16 protein-coding genes are annotated in these 18,266 nt (G+C 62.1%); 8 read left to right on the top strand and 8 right to left on the bottom strand.

Features of this window, described 5'->3' with window-relative positions:
• Window positions 1-96: 96 nt before the first annotated feature.
• From AC07M7_RS13985 to galE, 8 genes are all read right to left on the bottom strand, one after another.
• Complete coding sequence (locus tag AC07M7_RS13985) at window positions 97-984, bottom strand: DMT family transporter (RefSeq protein ID WP_337303044.1); 888 nt, start codon at window positions 982-984, stop codon at window positions 97-99.
• A 32-nt stretch (window positions 985-1,016) separates the two neighbouring features.
• Window positions 1,017-2,078, bottom strand: coding sequence for a UDP-N-acetylmuramate dehydrogenase (gene murB, locus AC07M7_RS13980; RefSeq protein ID WP_482998651.1), 1,062 nt, complete (start codon window positions 2,076-2,078; stop codon window positions 1,017-1,019).
• Window positions 2,079-2,086: 8 nt separating this feature from the next.
• Window positions 2,087-3,142: a quinone-dependent dihydroorotate dehydrogenase gene (locus AC07M7_RS13975; protein ID WP_495207676.1), complete on the bottom strand. Its 1,056-nt coding sequence runs from the start codon at window positions 3,140-3,142 to the stop codon at window positions 2,087-2,089.
• Window positions 3,143-3,150: 8 nt separating this feature from the next.
• Window positions 3,151-3,921 carry a class I SAM-dependent methyltransferase gene (locus AC07M7_RS13970; RefSeq protein ID WP_495207675.1) on the bottom strand — a complete coding sequence of 257 codons (771 nt, stop codon included), beginning with the start codon at window positions 3,919-3,921 and terminating at the stop codon, window positions 3,151-3,153.
• A 5-nt stretch (window positions 3,922-3,926) separates the two neighbouring features.
• Window positions 3,927-4,211, bottom strand: a complete 285-nt coding sequence (locus AC07M7_RS13965; protein ID WP_136638719.1) for a DUF4190 domain-containing protein — start codon at window positions 4,209-4,211, stop codon at window positions 3,927-3,929.
• 178 nt (window positions 4,212-4,389) lie between these two features.
• Window positions 4,390-5,229, bottom strand: a complete 840-nt coding sequence (locus AC07M7_RS13960; protein WP_495207674.1) for an SDR family NAD(P)-dependent oxidoreductase — start codon at window positions 5,227-5,229, stop codon at window positions 4,390-4,392.
• Window positions 5,229-6,761, bottom strand: coding sequence for an L-piperidine-6-carboxylate dehydrogenase (gene amaB, locus AC07M7_RS13955; RefSeq protein WP_495207673.1), 1,533 nt, complete (start codon window positions 6,759-6,761; stop codon window positions 5,229-5,231). Before amaB ends, AC07M7_RS13960 begins: the two co-directional genes overlap by 1 nt.
• A 158-nt stretch (window positions 6,762-6,919) precedes the next feature.
• The gene (gene galE, locus AC07M7_RS13950; protein WP_495207672.1) at window positions 6,920-7,957 is read right to left on the bottom strand and encodes a UDP-glucose 4-epimerase GalE; all 1,038 of its coding nucleotides are present in this window, start codon (window positions 7,955-7,957) and stop codon (window positions 6,920-6,922) included.
• Window positions 7,958-8,388: 431 nt separating this feature from the next.
• On the opposite strand from galE, the gene AC07M7_RS13945 reads away from it, so the two are divergent.
• The 8 genes from AC07M7_RS13945 (at window position 8,389) to AC07M7_RS13910 (ending at window position 18,264) form a co-directional block, all read left to right on the top strand.
• Window positions 8,389-9,756 (top strand): undecaprenyl-phosphate glucose phosphotransferase, encoded by a 1,368-nt coding sequence (locus tag AC07M7_RS13945; RefSeq protein WP_495207671.1) that lies wholly within the window; start codon window positions 8,389-8,391, stop codon window positions 9,754-9,756.
• A 153-nt stretch (window positions 9,757-9,909) separates the two neighbouring features.
• Window positions 9,910-10,344, top strand: coding sequence for a low molecular weight protein-tyrosine-phosphatase (locus tag AC07M7_RS13940; RefSeq protein ID WP_495207670.1), 435 nt, complete (start codon window positions 9,910-9,912; stop codon window positions 10,342-10,344).
• A 57-nt stretch (window positions 10,345-10,401) separates the two neighbouring features.
• On the top strand, window positions 10,402-12,615 hold the full coding sequence (locus AC07M7_RS13935) for a polysaccharide biosynthesis tyrosine autokinase (RefSeq protein ID WP_495207669.1): 2,214 nt from the start codon (window positions 10,402-10,404) through the stop codon (window positions 12,613-12,615).
• Between the two features lie 97 nt (window positions 12,616-12,712).
• Entirely contained in the window at window positions 12,713-13,462 is a 750-nt protein-coding gene (locus tag AC07M7_RS13930) for a WecB/TagA/CpsF family glycosyltransferase (RefSeq protein ID WP_495207668.1), read from the top strand.
• A 163-nt stretch (window positions 13,463-13,625) separates the two neighbouring features.
• The gene (locus AC07M7_RS13925) at window positions 13,626-14,708 is read left to right on the top strand and encodes a hypothetical protein (RefSeq protein WP_495207667.1); all 1,083 of its coding nucleotides are present in this window, start codon (window positions 13,626-13,628) and stop codon (window positions 14,706-14,708) included.
• Window positions 14,709-14,808: 100 nt separating this feature from the next.
• A complete protein-coding gene (locus tag AC07M7_RS13920) occupies window positions 14,809-16,038 on the top strand; it encodes an oligosaccharide flippase family protein (protein ID WP_495207666.1) in 1,230 nt (409 codons plus the stop codon).
• A 13-nt stretch (window positions 16,039-16,051) separates the two neighbouring features.
• Complete coding sequence (locus AC07M7_RS13915; protein ID WP_495207665.1) at window positions 16,052-17,446, top strand: SDR family NAD(P)-dependent oxidoreductase; 1,395 nt, start codon at window positions 16,052-16,054, stop codon at window positions 17,444-17,446.
• A complete protein-coding gene (locus AC07M7_RS13910; protein WP_442247151.1) occupies window positions 17,443-18,264 on the top strand; it encodes a LicD family protein in 822 nt (273 codons plus the stop codon). Before AC07M7_RS13915 ends, AC07M7_RS13910 begins: the two co-directional genes overlap by 4 nt.
• Window positions 18,265-18,266: the final 2 nt, after the last annotated feature.

Here is an 18,266-nt window from a genome sequence, read left to right as displayed (position 1 = left end):
TCGACTATCGCGCGCAGCGCGGGTTTTGCAAGCTCCGAACGGAAAGCAGTCGACTAACCGTCGACTCTACCAAAGGCTTGTCCATCGAGGCGGTTTTCATTCTGCGGGCTTGGCTGCTGCCGAGGCCGCTGCGCTTGCGGCGCGGCGCGACAGCACGGCTTCGCGGTGGGCGATGTAGGCGTTGGCGGCGAGGATGATGCCGGCGCCGATGATCGTCCAGCGGTCCACGGTTTCGTTGAACAGCAACCAGCCGCACAGCGTCACCAGCGGCAGCTGCAGGAAGCTGATCGGCGTCAGCGCCGAGACTTCGCCCAGGCGCAGTGCGCGCGTCCACAGCAGCTGGCCGATGGTGCCGAGCACGCCGGTGGCCAGCAGCCACAGCCAGGCGAAGCCGGTCGGCCAGACCCAGACGAACACTGCCGGGATCAGCGACAGCGGCACCCAGAACACGTAGGTATAGAGCACCACGGTGTCGGCGCTGTCGACGCGGGTCAGCTGCTTGATCTGGATCGCCACCAGCGAACTGAGCACGGCCGCACCCACCGCCACCAGGCTGCCCGCAGTGAAGCCCGCCGTACCGGGGCGGACGATCACCAGCACACCGATGAAGCCGACCACCACCGCGGCCCAGCGGCGCACACGCACGGTCTCGCCCAGCCACAGCACGGCGGCGATGGTGACGAACAACGGTGTGGAGTAGGAGAGCGAGACCGCCTGCGCCAACGGCAGATGGCCCAGGGCCCAGAATGCGCACAGCATCGAACCCAAGCCGATCGCACTGCGCACGAAATAGCGCGGCAGCTGCTGGGTCTTCAGCGGTGCGTGACCCGGCCGCAGCAGCATCGGCAGCAGCGCCAGCAGGCCGAAGGCATTGCGGAAGAACGCCACTTCCTGGGTTGGCACGTAACGGGTGGCATAGCGGATTGCCACCGCCATCAGGCCGAATGCCATCGTGCTGCCGAGCATCAGCAGCGCCGCCCGCATCGGGGTGGCGCTGGGGGAGAGGGCGGGGCTGTTCACCACTGTGCGCCGAGCAGGCGGGGCTCCGGTTCGATCGGCACGCCGAACTTCTCCAGCACCGAGGCCGAGATGCGACGCGCCAGCGCCAGCAGCTCAGCGCCGGTGGCGTTGCCGTGGTTGACCAGCACCAGCGCGTGGCTCGGCGCCACGCCGGCATCGCCTTCGCGGAAGCCCTTCCAGCCGCAGGACTCGATCATCCATGCCGCCGAGACCTTGCGCTTGCCGTCCTGATCGGACGGGAACACCGGCAGCTCGGGGAAGTGCTGCAGTAGCACGTCGACCTGTTCCAGCGGCAGCACCGGGTTCTTGAAGAAGCTGCCGGCATTGCCGAGCACATCCGGGTCGGGCAGCTTGCGGCGGCGGATCGCGATCACCGCATTGGCCACGTCCACCGCGCTCGGCAATTCCACGCCCTGCGCCTGCAGTTCCTCGCGGATGCCGGCGTAGTCCATGCGCAGATCGTGCAGCAGCGGCAGCTTAAGTTCGATGGCGGTGATCAGGTAGCGATCCGGTTGCTGCTTGAACACGCTGTCGCGGTAGGCGAAAGCGCATTGTTCATTGTCCAGCCGCACCCAGGCCTGCTCCTCGCAATCCCAGGCTTCGACCGCCTGGATGAACTCGCCAACCTGCGCGCCGTAGGCGCCGATGTTCTGGATCGGCGCGGCACCAGCCGTACCGGGAATCAGGGCCAGGTTTTCCAGCCCGGACAGGCCTTCCTGCAGCGACCACATCACCAGGCCATGCCAGGGCACGCCGGCGCCGGCGCGGATCACCGCATGATCGGCGCGGTGTTCGAGGAAGCTGATGTCGCGGTTGCCGAACACCAGTACGGTGCCGGGGAGGTCTTCGGCGATCAGCACGTTGCTGCCGGCACCCAGCACCAGCAGCGGGCCGCTGGCCACGTCGGGCAGCGCCAGCACTTCCGGCAGCAGTGCGGCATCGTGCAGTTCCAGCAGTTGGGCTGCGCTGGCCTGCACATGGAAGGTGTTCAGTGCCTGCAGCGGCGCGTTGCGGGTGAGCGTCCAGCGCAGCGGGGCATTGCCGTCGACGGTATCCATGGGCGCGCTCACAGCGGGGCCACCGCGCCGCGGCTCGGCGCTTCGCGGCGGCGACGGATCGCCTCCACGCACTCCGATACCAGCGACGGGCCGCGGAAGATCAAGCCGCTGTAACACTGCACCAGCGCCGCACCAGCAGCCATCTTGGCCACCGCATCGGCACCGGACAGGATGCCGCCGACGCCGATCAGCGGCACCGATTCGGGCAGGCGCGCGCGCAGGCGGCGCAGCACCAGCGTAGACTGCTCCAGCACCGGCGCACCGGACAGGCCACCGGCTTCGTTGGCCAGCGGGTCGCCGGCCACCTTGCTGTGGTCGACGGTGGTGTTGGTGGCGATCACGCCGTCCACCTGCAGTTCGCCCAGCACGCGTGCGGCGGCGTCGATGTCGCGCTCGCTGAGGTCCGGTGCAACCTTCACCAGCATCGGCACGCGGCGGCCATGCCGGGCGGCCAGGCTTTCCTGGCGCTCACGCAGCTGGCTGACCAGCTGGCGCAGCGAGGTTTCTTCCTGCAGTTCGCGCAGGCCGGCGGTGTTCGGCGAGGAAATGTTGACGGTGATGTAGTCGGCCAGCGGGTACACCTTGTCCAGGCAGGCGATGTAGTCATCTGCGGCCTGTTCGTTGGGGGTGTCCTTGTTCTTGCCGATGTTGATGCCGAGCATGCCGCGACGGTTGCGCACGCGCTCGACGTTGCGCACCAGCGCATCCACGCCCGCATTGTTGAAGCCCATGCGGTTGATGATCGCGTTGTGCGCCGGCAGGCGGAACAGCCGTGGCTGCGGGTTGCCCGCCTGCGGGCGCGGGGTGATGGTGCCGATCTCGACGAAGCCGAAGCCCAATGCGAACAGTGCGTCGATGTGGTCGCCGTTCTTGTCCAGGCCGGCGGCCAGGCCGACCGGATTGGGGAAGGTCAGCCCGAACACCGTGCTGGGCATCGGCGCGATGCGTGCGGCCAGCAGCGGCGTGGTGCCGGTGCGATAGGCCAGGTCCAATGCGGACAGGCCGAGGCCGTGGGCGCGCTCGGCGTCGAGCGAGAACAGGAAGGGGCGGGCAAGCGAATACATGCGTCGGTTCAGTCCAGCGTGCCGAGGAAGGCTCGGGTTCGATATTCAAAAGCAACCTGCCCGTCGACCGCATGGGCGGCGAACAGGTCCTGCAAAGCGTCGATCATCGGCGCGTGGCGCGGATGACCGGATTGGGGGGCATAGGAGGAGGACAGCAGGCGCCCGCGCAGAGCGTCGAAGTCCAGGTGCTGCACGTTGGGCAACTCCACCATGCCGCGCAGGCCTGCGCCGAACCAGGCCAGCATGGTGGCGTCATCCTGGTAGCGCTCGGCCACGGCGGAGTAGTCGGTGCCGTAGTCCAGCAGCAGCTGTTCGTAGCCGACCAGGAACGGGCTGGCATCGAGCAGGCGCGAGTTCCAGTAGATCAGTGCCAGGCCACCGGGGCGCAGGATTCGCTGCCATTCGGCGCGCACCGCCACGGTATCGAACCAATGGAAGGCCTGTGCGACGCTGACCAGATCAATGCTGGCGTCGGCCAGTCCGGTGGCTTCTGCGCGGCCGTCGACTGCGGAAAAGTCCGGATACTGCGGCGCCAGCCATTCCTCGGCCGCGCCACGCATGGCGGCGTTGGGCTCAACCGCAACAACGGGATGACCGCTGGCCAGAAACTGACGGCTGGAGATGCCGGTGCCGGCGCCGATATCGGCGACCAGAGCCTCGTGGCTGACGCCCATCGGACCGTGCAGCCAGTCCAGCAGGGCCGGCGGGTAATCGGGTCGATAGCGGACGTAATCTGCGACGCGGCTGCTGAAGCGTTCAGTGCTGTCGGAGGCGGTCATGGCAGTCAGTTCGACATTGCAGCGAGCCAGGCCAGGCCGCCGAAGAACAGGATGAAGACCAGGATGGCGGCGATCACGGCGCCGACCATCACCCAGCCCAGCACCAGCCCGGTGACGGCCAAGCCATCGCCTTCCAGTTCATGCGGGCGGCGGCGGATTTCGGCGCGGGCCATGTGGCCGGTGATGATGGCCACGACGCTGGCCACGAAGGGCAGGACGGTCCAGCTGGCGATGCCCATGACCAGGCTGACCACGGCCAGGGCGCTTGTCTGTCGGGGTGCCACGCTCATCGGGGTCCTCCTTGGCAGTACGCACATGATAGTGCCTCTGCCCTGGCAATCCCATGCCCGGCGGATGCGATGGCAGGCGTCGACCTTGGTCGACGAAAGGCATTTCAGCCAGGGTAGGCGTCGACCTTGGTCGACGAAAGGCATTTCAGCCAGGTAGGCAGCTACCGGAGTGCCGGTGTCAGCCCATCAACACCTGGCCGCCATCCACGTTGAGCACGCTGCCGGTGACCCAGCGCGCTAGCGGCGAGCACAGGAACAGGGCGGCATCGGCGATCTCGCGCGGGTGGCCGAAGCGACCGAACGGAATCTTCGTCAGCGTACCGTGGTACAGGGCGGGATCTTCGGTGCGGCGGCGGTCCCAGAGGCCGTCATCGAACTCGATCGAGCCCGGTGCGATGGCATTGACCCGGATCCGATCCTTGGCCAGCGCCAGTGCCTGCGAAGTGGTGTAGTGCGAAAGCGCGGCCTTGGCGGCGGCGTAGGGCGCACCACCGGGGCGCGGCTGCTGCGCGGCGATCGAAGAGAGATTGAGAATGCAGGCGTCACTGGACGCGCGCAGCCAGGGCAGGGCCAGACGCGAGGCCCGAACGGCCGCCATCAGGTCGATCTGCAGGCTGGCGGCCCAGCCGTCCTCATCGTCGGCCATGCCGTAGCCAGTGGCGTTGTTGACCAGCACGTCGATGCCACCGAGTGCATCGGCGGTGGCCTGCAGCCAGGCCTGGATCTGGCCGGGATCGGCCAGATCGGCGGAGAATGTGTGCAGTTCGAAGCCCTGCGCCCGTGCATCGGCACGCAGGGCATCCAGACCGGCCTGGCCGCGCGCGCAGACCGAGACCTGCGCACCGGCGCCGGCAAACGCCAGCGCCATTTCACGGCCAATGCCCTTGCTGCCGCCGGCAATCAACACGCGGCGGCCGGTGAAATCGAGGGTCGGGGCCCCTGCGGGGGTCCGACCCTTCGCTGGGGTCAGATCCCCGGAGGGGCTCTGACCCACAGACGTGTCCGCGTCGTTTGCCATCACAGATCGAACTTGATGCCCTGCGCCAGCGGCAGCGAATCCGAATAGTTGATGGTGTTGGTCTGGCGACGCATATAGACCTTCCACGCATCCGAGCCGGACTCGCGGCCACCGCCGGTGTCCTTCTCGCCACCGAAGGCGCCGCCGATCTCCGCACCGGACGTGCCGATGTTGATGTTGGCGATGCCGCAGTCGCTGCCGGCCGCCGACAGGAACTTCTCGGCGGTCTTCAGGTTCTGGGTGAAAATCGAGGACGACAGGCCCTGCGGCACGCCGTTCTGCATATCGATGGCTTCGTCGATGCTGTCGTATGGCATCACATACAGGATCGGCGCGAAGGTCTCGTGCTGGACCACGGCGTCGCTGTTCTTCAGGCCGGAGACAATCGCCGGCAGCACGAAGTTGCCTGCGCGGTCGATGCGGGTACCACCGGTTTCGATGGTGCCGCCGGCGGACTTGGCCTGGGCGATGGCATCGAGGAACTGCTGCACGGCGCCATCGCTGTTCAGCGGGCCCATCAGGTTGGCGGCATCGGTCGGGTCACCGATCTTGCCTTCCACCTGCTTGTAGGCTTTGACCAGGGTGGCCAGCACGTCGGCGTAGATCGAGCGGTGCACGATCAGGCGGCGAGTGGTGGTGCAGCGCTGGCCGGCGGTACCGACCGCGCCGAACACGATGCCCGGCACGGCCAGCTTCAGGTCGGCGGTTTCGTCCAGGATGATGGCGTTGTTGCCACCCAGCTCCAGCAGGCAGCGGCCCAGGCGGCGCGCAACCTTTTCGTTGACGGTGCGGCCGACCTGGGTCGAGCCGGTGAAGCTGATCAGCGGCACGCGACGGTCACCGACCATTTTCTCCGACAGCGCGGTGCCGGCATCGTTGATCAGGAAGAAGATGTCCGGGAAGCCGGCTTCGCGCAGGGCGTCGTTGCAGATCTTCAGCGAGGCGATGGCGGTCAGCGGCGTCTTGTTGGACGGCTTCCAGATGCACACGTCGCCGCAGATGGCGGCCAGGAACGAATTCCAGCTCCACACCGCGACCGGGAAGTTGAAGGCCGAGATGATGCCGACCAGGCCCAGCGGGTGGTACTGCTCGTACATGCGGTGGCCGGGGCGCTCGGAATGCATGGTGTAGCCGTACAGCATGCGGCTCTGGCCCACGGCGAAATCGGCGATGTCGATCATCTCCTGCACTTCGCCATCGCCTTCCGGCTTGCTCTTGCCCATTTCCAGGGCGACCAGCGAACCTAGGGCGTCCTTGTGCTTGCGCAGCGCCTCGCCGCACAGGCGCACGGCTTCACCGCGGCGCGGGGCCGGCGTGGTGCGCCAGATCTTGAAGGCTTCCTGGGCGCGGGCGACGACGGTCTCGTACTCGGCCTCGGTGGTCGCGCGGACCTGCGCGATCGGCTCGCCGGTGGTCGGATTGACCGGGGTGATCAGCTCACCGCTGGTCGCGCTCGACCACTCCCCGTTGCCCAGGTACGTGCCAGCGTTGATCGCGTCCAGGCCAAGGGACTTGAGCAGCTCGGAAGACATGCAGACTCCTGTGTTTCGTTACGTTGTTTGGCGCCATCGCGGGCAGGTGGGGGACGCGATGAACAGAACCGCCGATGGTAGCAGAGGGAGGTTGCCGGGCTTTGGTGCGGTGCGGGGTGGAACCGCACCGATAGGCCATCCTTATGCGGGGTGCCTGTTCAGGCAGGCAGGACTTCGTCCATCGCGCGCGCGGGTCCAGGGATGGCTGGTTGTGGCGACCATGCGGGAGGATTGCGATGCCACTGCCAGGCACTGGCGATGATTGGTGCCAACTCGGTCCAGCGCGGCTGCCAACCCAGGATCTCGCGAGCGCGGGCAGAAGACGCCACCAGGCTGGCCGGATCGCCCGGGCGGCGTCCCGCCATCTCAAACGGAACTTCGCGTCCGCTGACTGCTGCCGCGGCTGCAATCACCTCATGGACGGAGAAACCCTGCCCATTGCCCAGATTGAAGGCGTGCGCACCGGGCGTGTGCTCCATGTACTCAAGTGCCAGCGCGTGGGCCTGCGCCAGGTCCTGCACGTGTACATAGTCACGCACGCAGGTGCCATCGGGCGTTGGGTAGTCATCGCCGAACACCTTCATGGCGTTGCCGATGCCCAATGCGGCACGCAGGACATTGGGGATCAGGTGGGTTTCGCAGGCATGGGCCTCGCCGATGCCGTGGTCAGGCAGGGCGCCTGCGGCATTGAAGTAGCGCAGGCAGGTCGAACGCAGGCCGTAGGCAGTGGCTGCGTCAGCGAGGATCCGCTCTGCCATCAGCTTGCTGGCGCCGTAGGGGTTGATGGGCGCCTTGGGGTGGTCCTCATCGATCGCGTCCGACTGTGGATTGCCGAATACCGCAGCGGTGGAGGAGAACACGATGCGATCGATGTTGTGGCGGCGCATGGCGGCCAGCAGGTTCAGTGTGCCAGTGACGTTGTTGGCGTAGTAGGCATAAGGATCAGCAACGGACTCACCGACCAGCGAGCGGGCAGCGAAGTGCATCACGGCATCGAACTGGCGACCATCGAGAGCGCGTTCGAGCGCTTCGGGATCCAGCAGGTCGGCTTCCAGCAGTTCGCCCCAGCAGACCGCGTCGCGATGGCCGGTGGACAGGTTGTCGAGCACGGTTACCGAGTGGCCGGCCTCGGCCAGGTACTGGGCCATGTGGCTGCCGATGTAGCCGGCGCCGCCGCAGATGAGGATGTCCGACACGCAGCTTCCTTGTTGCGAAAAAATCCTTGGAATTCTAACAGTGCTGATGAAGTCGAGGTGCTCAGTATGCGTCGATCAGTAACCATTCCGACCTAAAGCGAAGAATTTTGATGCACTTTGATACATGTTGAATTCGTAATAGTTCTAGGCACTTAGGTGATTGTCCGCTGGTGCGGTGGGGGTTCTCCTGACTTGAGGTTCCTATCTTTTGCTGTCGACATCGTTCACAATTCAGTTACATCTGATTGACAAACCTTTGACAATCACGTGCTGGCTGGGGAGTCCATGCGCGTGAAGACGAACAATTCAGCGTTCGGTCGACTCGTGAATGGAGAAGTGCTTTGCTACATGGATCAGTAGAAGACCTCCCCGCAGCGCGGTCCCGGGCAGGCCGCCGCCGCGTCGAAGCCCGGGCGGCCCTTGAGTTGGGGTTGCGCCTGGGCGATCTGTTGCTGCTGCCGGGCATGGCGGTGCTCTCCCACATCCTGATGTCTGGGGCAGGGGCCCCGGATTCCTCCCAGCGCATCGTGTTTGGTGCATTGATCCTCAGCGCCGTCATCTGCTTCTCGGTGGCGCCGGTTTATCGCAACTGGCGGATGCGCGGACTTCTCGCTGATCTCTGGTTGTTGCTGCTGGCGTGGTCTGCCACGTTTGCGTTGTTCTCGCTCTACGTCGTCCTGGTCGGACTTGCCGATGCGGTCCCCTCTACCTGGCTGATTGGCTGGTATGCCTTTGGCCTGGGCTCCATGGCTGCATTGCGCGTATTGCTGAGGGTGCAGTTGCATCGCTTGCGTTCACGCGGGATGGACCATGAGCGGATCCTGCTGGTCGGACTGCGGGCCCCTGCTTTGAGGTTGCATCGCCTGCTGCGTGGAAAGCCAGAGCTTGGCAAGGACGTCATCGGCTATTTTGCCAGTGCGGGCGATATCGCCACCCGTCGCGGTGGGGACGCGCCGTGCCGGCTGGGGCGACTGGAAGACGTCCCGCAGTACATGGATCAGCACCGCGGCGAATTCGATCAGGTCTGGGTGTCGATGCCGATGGGGCACTCGGCCGCGATCAAGGACATGCTCAAGCAGATCGAGCGATTTCCGGTGCCGGTGCGCCTAATCCCGGACACCACGGGGCTGGGCGCGTTGAATCCCGGCGTGCACCAAGTGGGTGACGTGCCGATGATCGGTGTGCGCCAGGGTCTGGTGGATCATCGCTTCCGCCTGTTTAAGCGGGTTGAGGACATCGTCGTGGCAGGCATTGCGGTAATCCTTCTGGCGCCGCTGTTTGCCGTGCTGGCCATCGGTGTGAAGCTGAGCTCACCGGGGCCGGTGCTTTTCCGGCAGAAACGTCATGGCCTTGGCGGTAAAGAGTTCTGGATGCTCAAGTTCCGCTCCATGCGTGTGCACGCGGAGGGGGAGGGGCAGATCACCCAGGCAACGCGCGGTGATCCGCGCGTCACCCGGTTTGGCGCCTTCCTGCGCCGTAGCAGCCTGGACGAGCTGCCGCAGTTCTTCAACGTATTGGGCGGGAACATGTCAGTGGTGGGGCCGCGACCGCATGCGATCCAGCACAACGACCACTATGAGCGGGTGATCGAACGCTACATGCACCGTCACTACGTCAAACCGGGCATCACGGGTTGGGCGCAGGTGCACGGGTTGCGTGGTGAGACGCCGGAGCTTCGCTCGATGAAGAAGCGTGTCCAGTACGACATCGACTACATCCGACGATGGAGTCCGACGCTGGATGTGCGGATCATTGTGCTGACGGCGCTGAAGGTGTTGGGTCAGAGATCAGCTTACTAGCGATGGCTGAATTCCGGAACTGCGACGTAATTCCATGAATCTGTTGGCGATTTCATCGCCTGTAGTGCACTTGTAAGGTATGCTGTGCGGCTGCCGCCGGCCTCAGGTGTTCTGGTCGCGTGCGCCGCAAGGAATGCCACAGGATCCAGGTCAGTGTTCAAGAACGTTCTTTTTGTATGTGTCGGCAACATCTGCCGCAGTCCCTCCGCAGAGGTGATGCTGCGCCAGGCGGTCGAGGGTAGGGGCATCCAGGTGTCCTCCGCTGGTCTCGGTGCGCTGATTGGGCATGGCATTGATGCCACGGCGCAGGAGCTGCTGGTGGAGCAGGGCATGAATGGCCTGGCTCATCGCGCGCGCCAGATCGATGACGCGATCCTGGGAGCTGCCGATCTGGTGCTGACCATGGAGCGCAAGCACGTGCGCCGTATTGCCGAGATTGCGCCGCAGGCGTCCGGCAAGACCTTCCTGCTGGGCAAGTGGCAGCAGGATCGGGAGATTCCCGATCCCTATCGCCAGCAGCGTCCGGCGTTCGAGCATGTCTACAGGTTGATGGCCGAGGGTGTGTCCGGCTGGGCGCGTCACCTCTGACTGCCCGCTGCGTGATCGCGTCCTGCAACCCTTTTCTGCATTGAAGATTCCCAATCCATGACCACTGAAGCCCGTACCTCCGCACCGGAAGACAGCGACGAGATCGATCTGCGCCAGCTGCTTGGGACCCTGATCGACTACAAGTGGTGGATCGTCGGCATTACCGGCCTTTTCTTCGTGGTCTCGGTTGCATACGCGCTGCTGGCTACCCCCGTCTATCGTGCAGATGCGATCATTCAGGTGGAGCCCAAGACGCCAAGCCTGCCTGGACTTGCCGATATCAGCCAATCGCTTGGCATGAGCACCGGTGCCGTCGAGGCAAGCACGGAGATTGCCCTGATCAAATCCCGTGCGGTGGTAGGGCACGCTGTCGACCAGCTGAGGATGCATATCGAGGTCGTGCCCAACCGCTTCCCGGTCCTGGGTGGCTACATGGCGCGCCGCGCAGAAGCTGTCGATCCCGATGTGTTGGCAGCCCCGCTGCTGGGTATGTCGCGTTTTGGTTGGGGCGGAGAGGCGCTTGAGATATTCCAGCTCGACGTCCCGCGCCATCTCCTCTCCAAGGAGCTGACTCTTGTTGCCGGTGAACACGGCACCTACGAGTTGCTGGATGGGCACGGTGACCTGCTCGTGTCCGGCGTCGTTGGAAAGCCGGCCAGTGGGCGGGGAGTAACCCTGCAGGTGGCGAAGCTGCGGGCCAACCCGGGCATGAGGTTCGAGGTGGTCCGCGAGAGGCTGCTTACCGTAGTGGGTGATCTGCAGAAGGAAATTGGTGCGGGCGAGTCCGGCAAGGAGTCGGGTATTCTCGCGCTCACTTATGAGAACACCAATCCGGATCTGGCGAAGAATTTTCTCCAGAAGGTCGCGGAGGCGTACGTGCGTCAGAACGTTGACCGCAACTCCGCTGAAGCGTCCGCGCAGCTGGCCTTCGTCAAGGAGGCGCTGCCCAACATCCGCAATCAGGTTGATACTGCACAGAAGACGCTGAGTGCCTATCAAACCCGTGCCAACTCGGTTGATCTGACCCTTCAGACGAAGGGCCTGCTGGACCAGGAGGTCGCGGTTGAGACGAGCATTCAGCAGTTGCGATTGCAGCAGGCTGAGATGGATCGCAAGTTCACCCGTGATCATCCTGCGTATCAGGCGCTGATGCGCCAGATTGGCGAGCTGGAAGGGCGCAAGAGCGGCTTCCAGGGGCAAGTAAAGCAGCTTCCCGAAGCGCAGCAGGAATTGTTGCGTCTGACCCGGGATCTGCAGGTCAGCAATGAAATGTACACCGCAATGCTCAATCAGGCGCAACAGCTTGACGTTGCCCGCGCTGGCACTGTCGGAAACGTGCGCGTCGTGGATACGGCCGAGGTGGACTCGACAACGCCTGTACGTCCGCGCAAGGCGCTCGTTGTGCTTGTCGGAACGGTCCTGGGTGCATTTCTTTCGATTGCACTGGTGCTGCTGAAGCAGCTGCTCAATCGCGGCGTGGAAGATCCATCGCAGATTGAGGAGCTGGGTCTTCCCGTGTACGCATCGATCCCGGTGAGTGTGCAGCAGCAGGGTGATTCCGTGCGCGGCAAGTTCCGGGCAGATGGAAAGCTGCATCTGCTGGCGGTGAAGGATCCGGCTGACCTGGCCATTGAGGCGGTGCGTAGCCTGCGTACAAGCCTGCACTTCGCACGGCTGGAGGCCAAGAACAATATCGTGCTGATCTCGGGCGCCAGCCCGAATGCGGGCAAGACCTTTGTATCGTCGAATCTGGCCGCTGTGATCGCTCAGGCCGGCCAGAAGGTTCTGATTGTTGACGCTGATATGCGCAAGGGCACACTTCACAAAGCGCTGGGCGCAACCCAGATGCCGGGCCTGTCGGATCTGCTGGTCGGCAAGGCGGATTGTTCGGACGTAGTGCGCACGCTGCCGGGTCTCGAGAACTTGAGCTTCATCTCTCGTGGTGACGTTCCGCCGAACCCCTCCGAGCTGCTGATGCATGCCAACTTCACGCGGCTTCTCGAGGATCTGGCACCGCAGTACGACCTGATCATCGTCGATACGCCCCCGATTCTTGCCGTTACCGACGCCGCGATCATTGCCCATCACGCCGGCACCTGCCTGATGGTTGCCCGTTTTGGCCTGAATCAGGCAAAGGAACTGGCGCTGGCCAAGCGTCGATTCGAGCAGAACAACGTGCGCATAAAGGGCGCCATCTTCAACGCAGTCCAGCGCCGTGCAACTGGCTACTACAGTTACGGCTACTACGAGTACAAATCGACTGCCGCATAGGGTTCTTCAAGCTGGGGTGCGAGGTACATTGCCCTGTAGAGCAACTGCTGGCACCCGCCCTGTGGGTGATCAGGCTGATACTGGTGTGGTGCGCGTGATGAAAAGTAGTGATTCGCTCCGTCTGTTGCGTGAGCTCCTCCTGCACAGAAACAAGGACTGGCGACAACACGATCCGGATCGCGATGGTTGCGTGCTGGCCACGTTTGTGAATCCCTTGACCGTGCATGTCCTAAATCAAGCGCCGGAGTACGCAGAAGTCCTCGGAAAGTTTGATCTCATCCAGCCAGATGGCGGACTGCTCGCACGGCACGCAACGCGCGTCCTGGGTTTTCCGGTAGCGCGTCGGTCATTTGATGGAAATTCGCTGGCGCCGGAGGTTTTCGCACATTGCGTAACCAATGGGCTGCGTGTTGGCTTCATAGGTGGTGTGGATGGCGTTGCCTCTGCGGCGTCGGGGCGCATCCAGGATGCGTTCGGCATGGACGTGAAGTACACAAGGTCCGGCTTTTTCTCAGCAGCAGCAGAGCTTTCAACGTGCTACGACGAGATCATCTCCAACGGAGTTGATGTCGTAGTCTGCGGAATGGGGGCGCCATATCAGGATCGTTTTCTTATCGGTCTGAAGGAAGCTGGCTGGCGGGGCCTGGGCTTCACCTGCGGCGGCTATCTTGATCAGGTTGTGGATTCCGGCATTGAGTACTACCCGGCGCTGGTCAACAGGCTGAACCTTCGCGCGCCCTACCGGCTGATCCGTGAGCCTCGACGGCTGTGGCGACGATACCTCCTGGAGTACCTGCCTTTCATGTGGGCGGATCTGATCGTTCGCCTGTCCAGAACGCAACAATAGGCATGCATAGAAGAATGAAGTTGGAGCGATTGATTCCCGTTGCAGCTCAAGCGGAGTGCGGGGAACAATGAGGGTTTCGAGTGCGGGCTCGGGCGTGAGCAGGGCAGTGCTTGCCTCGAGGATGTCGTCCTGGTCGCTGATTGCACTTGCAATCGCTGGTCTGATGAGTCCGTTCTCCTACAACATGCTGCCCGCCGGCGGCATGCTTGAGATCGTGTTCTTCCTGACGGCTCTCGTGGTGGCTCGTCTGCCGCGAAAGAACATGATCTGGCTCTTCCTGCTGGCGGGTCTCTACGTGGTGGTCTCATTCGCTCTCATGCGGGTGTCACGCCCAGCGAACGTACTGGACTTCATCCAGGCCTACAAGGCATTCATCTACATCGTTCCGCTTTGCATGTTCGTCCGGTCGGGGGTCTTCTCTGCGGCGGCATCTGCACGCCTGCTGAAGCTCCTGATCGTTCTGTTCCTGATCAAGTACGGCTACTCGCTTGCATTGGATTTCAATGCTCGCATGGGGAGTCGACCGGGTATTTATGTAGAGAACAATTACGAACTGATATTCCTGATCTTGGTCTTCTATGTGCTTCGCAACGCGCTCGGTCCGCGTCGAATGCTATGGCTCGCATTGCTGTCCGTGCTGGTTGCAATATCCGGATCGCGGAGCTCGGTGCTGGCGCTGGTCGTGATGTTCTTCGGCATCTACATGACGCGGCTCAGCCTGAAGACCTTCTTCTACGCATTGGGGTTCATTGTCCTTCTCGCCGGAGCGGCCCTGGTCTTTGTCGAAAGGTCTGCGGGTGGCGGCGTCGAAGATATTGACAGGTACAGGTTTCTGATGGTTTTCCTTTCTGAGACCAGCTCCTGGTCAATCTGGAACTATGCATTCGGGACAATGCCGCTGACGCCTCTCTCGACCCATGCGTGCAATGCACTTTCCTACTATGAAACGCTATTCAGCTTCTCCGGTGACGGCAGTTGCTACTCGGTGATTCTGCATTCGTACTTGCTTCGAGCACTCTTTGATCATGGCGTGCTTGGTCTGCTTTTCCTGCTCTTCTTCATCGCCAGGTCGCTTCGTGTGAGCGGGTACAGCAAAGTCGATGTCCTGGTTGTGCTGGGGGTAGTTCTGAGTTCTGCCGTTTCAGTATCGGCAATGAACAGCATCTTCGTAAGTCTTGGGCTGATGCTTGCGTTGGGAATGCGTAGTGAGCCTGCGCCCACGTCTCCTGAGGCGAGTGGGAATTGATGACGGTTCTCTGCGTTGTCCGTAAGGTGGCGTTGGTGGGAGAGGCACCATTGAATCGCTGGTGGCTCCCGCTCACTGAGCTCAAGCTGGCTTGCCGCTGATGGATGCATCTACCCTCAAGCGTCTGTCTGGAAACGCCGGCGCACTGCTGGCCATCCAGTTGGCTAATGCGCTGTTGCCCCTTGTGCTGGCTCCGTACCTGACGAGGGTGTTGGGGCGAGACGGCTATGGCGCATTCGCGTTCGGTGCCGCATTGATTCAGTTTGCAGCGATCATCACGGACTATGGCTTCGGAATTTCGGCTGTCTATCAGATTTCAAGAGCACGCGGCCATCGGGAGCGAATTCGCCGGATCGCCGGAGCGGTACTGCTGGTAAAGCTGGCGCTCTTTGCCCTGGTGAGCGTGGCGGTGATTGGCTACGTGATGACCGCAGATCACGTTCCGGGCGGCAGTGTCTACATCATACTTCTGCTGATATCGATCCTGGGCCTGACACTGCAGCCGGTATGGCTGTTCCAGGCGCTTGAGAAGATGGCCAGCGTGACGATCTACATCGTGGCGTCCCGCTTGGCCTTCGTTCTACTCGTCCTGCTCTTCTGCCGAAGCGCCGACGATCTTCCTCTGGTGGCGGTCCTCAATGGGACGGGATACCTGTTTGCAGCTCTCGCTGGCTTGTATGTCATGCGGGGGCGTGGCCTCGCTCCCCGCTGGCCGGGCCTGAAACGTACAAGAGTGATTGCGGGCGCTTCAACGGAGTACTTCTGGTCACGGATTGCGGTTGTCAGCTATGGCGCGGGCGCGACCATTTTTCTGGGTGTCTTCGGCACCGCAAGCCAGGTTGCGATCTTTTCTGTGGCGGAGCAGTTCTACAGGGGTGCTATTGCCATCTACTCGCCAGTAACCCAGGCGATTTACCCGTATATGGCCAGGTCCCGCGACATCGCCTTGTTCAGGAAGATATTCGTCGGTGCATTCTTTGTGGCGGTGCTGGGTGTCGCATTTGGAATCATCTGCGGGCCGATGCTGATATCGATGATATTTGGAGAAGGCTATCAGGAGAGCTACCCGGTGCTGGTGGTGTTTCTGCTTGCGCTGCTTGCCGCCATCCCCTCAATCCTTCTCGGTTACCCCTTCCTGGGTGCGCTGGGACAGGCGAAGGTCGCCAATCGCAGTGTCTTCCTGGCCGGCTTCGTTCAAGTGCTGGCGCTGGGCGCAATTTATTTCCTGGGCGTTGGCTCTGCGTTGACAGTAGTTATCGCGGTGCTTCTGGCCGAGTCAAGCGCTCTTATCTGGCGCGCACGTGCTGCTTACCCTTACCTAAAAGCTTGAGGATGTTGGACATATGAAGGACGTCAAAAACATAGCGGTCGTTCTCGCGGGGGGGAAGGGCTCAAGGAGCGGCTTTAGCAAACCCAAGCAGATGATGAAGCTTGCTGGAAAGACGGTCCTTGAGCATGTGATCCAGGCCTTCCAGTCACATGAGGCCATCCACGAGATACTGATCGTTTCTAACATGGACTGCATCGAGGAAGTCGAGTCCGTTGTCACCAACGGTCGGTTCGGAAAAGTGAAGGCAATCATCGGAGGGGGGAGTGAGCGCTACCAGTCCTCGCTGGCAGCCATCGATGCGACGCGGCATTACTGCAAGGATCACAGGGTTCAGCTGATCTTCCACGATGCGGTGCGCCCGCTTATCAGTCGTCGGATCATTGGCGATGTCATCGAAGCGTTGCGGAGCTACAACGCAGTGGATGTGGTGATCAAGACGACGGACACGATCATCGTCGCAGACCCTAGGACCAACACGATCTCAGGGATACCCGATCGTAGCCTGCTGAGGAATGGTCAGACCCCGCAGGCATTCTCGCATCGGACGATCGAGCGCGCTTATGGTATTGCCATGAAAGATCCATCCTTTGTAACCACCGATGATTGTGGCGTCGTCCTGAAGTACCTTCCCGAAGAGAAGATCTTCCTGGTGGATGGCGATACGGGCAACATGAAGCTGACTTACGAAGAGGATCTGCATATCCTCGACAAGCTCTGCCAGCTACGTTCGACGCTCCTGGATGTAAAGGAACGAGTTCAATTCTCGCTTTCGGCGCTGAGGGGCAAGGTCCTGGTGGTCTTCGGCGGAACGAGTGGGATCGGCAAGGAAATCGCCGATATCGCGACTGCTTATCAAGCCAAGGTTGTTGTGGCCGGTCGTTCGACTGGCATCGACATATCCAGTCTTGAGGACGTCACAAACTTGCTTGCGGACGTCGCGCGCGAGCATGGCAGGATTGATTTCGTTGTGAACTCGGCGGCAGTGCTGGTTCGTCAACCTCTGGTTGATATGGATCAGCTGGATGTGGCCGAGGCAATCAACGTGAACTATGTCGGTGCAGTGAATGTCGCGCTCGCATCTTTCGACTATCTCCGCGACTCGCAGGGGCAGTTGCTCAATTTCACCTCCAGCTCGTATACCTACGGAAGATCGATGTACAGTCTGTACAGTTCGTCGAAGGCCGCAGTGGTCAACCTGACGCAAGCGCTCGCTGATGAATGGCACGCGCAAGGCGTGCGGGTGAATTGCGTGAATCCAGAACGAACCGCGACTCCCATGCGCACGAAGGCCTTTGGAATCGAGCCGGAAGGCTCCCTGTTGAGTGCGGAAGAGGTTGCAGAAAAGTCCCTGCTGGTGCTGCTGTCTGACTACACGGGCCAGATCTTCGATGTGAAGAAGACGAAATGACTGCGCATTCGATCGAAGATGTTCAGCAGGTGATGCTCAATGCGCTTCAGGAGTTTCACGAATTCTGCCTGCGGAATCAGCTTCGCTATTACCTGATTGGCGGCAGTTTGATTGGTGCGGTTCGGCACCAGGGGCCGATCCCCTGGGACGATGATATCGATATTGGAATGCCCAGGCCCGACTATCTCCGATTCCAGGAGCTGTCCTCGGAGTTCTCGCCCAGTTATCGTGTGTCGTATGTTGGGGGAGATGCTGGATACATCTATCCTTTCAGCAAGGTCTACGATGTCAGGACGTCGGTTACGGAAGTGCTGTGTTTCGAGTTTACCCGGGGGGTCTGGCTCGATGTGTTTCCATTGGATGGGACATTCCAGGGGCGGGCGATGCGGACTTTCCATCTCTGGCTTGCCCGCCTGATGAAGGGCGGCTTTGCCACGGTAACCGGTGCCTATGTTCCGAAGGACTGTTCCCGGGCCGTTCGAAGCGTGCGCGCGTGCATCAGGTGGGTTGCGAAGCCGGTTCCTGTGGGCTGGATTCATTCAGCCCTGCATTCCTTCCTGGCGCTGAAGTCGTTTGACGCTTCTACCCACGTGGCGAATCTGCTGGGCCGTTGGGGCGCGAGAGAGGTGTCCCGGCGCGAAGTCTTTGAAGCGGCCGTACCGATGCAGTTCGCCAATCATGAATTCCTGGCGCCGGTTGGTTACGATGAGTATCTTCGTGGCGTCTATGGCGATTACATGAGGCTGCCGCCGGAGGCCGCGAGGGTTCCGGCGCATTCCACGGGTCACATCTCACTTGTGAAATCGTTTATCGACTGAGT

It is taken from the genome of Stenotrophomonas sp. GW821-FHT09E08 (genome assembly GCF_059416125.1).
This window is presented reverse-complemented; position numbering and strand designations above follow the sequence as displayed.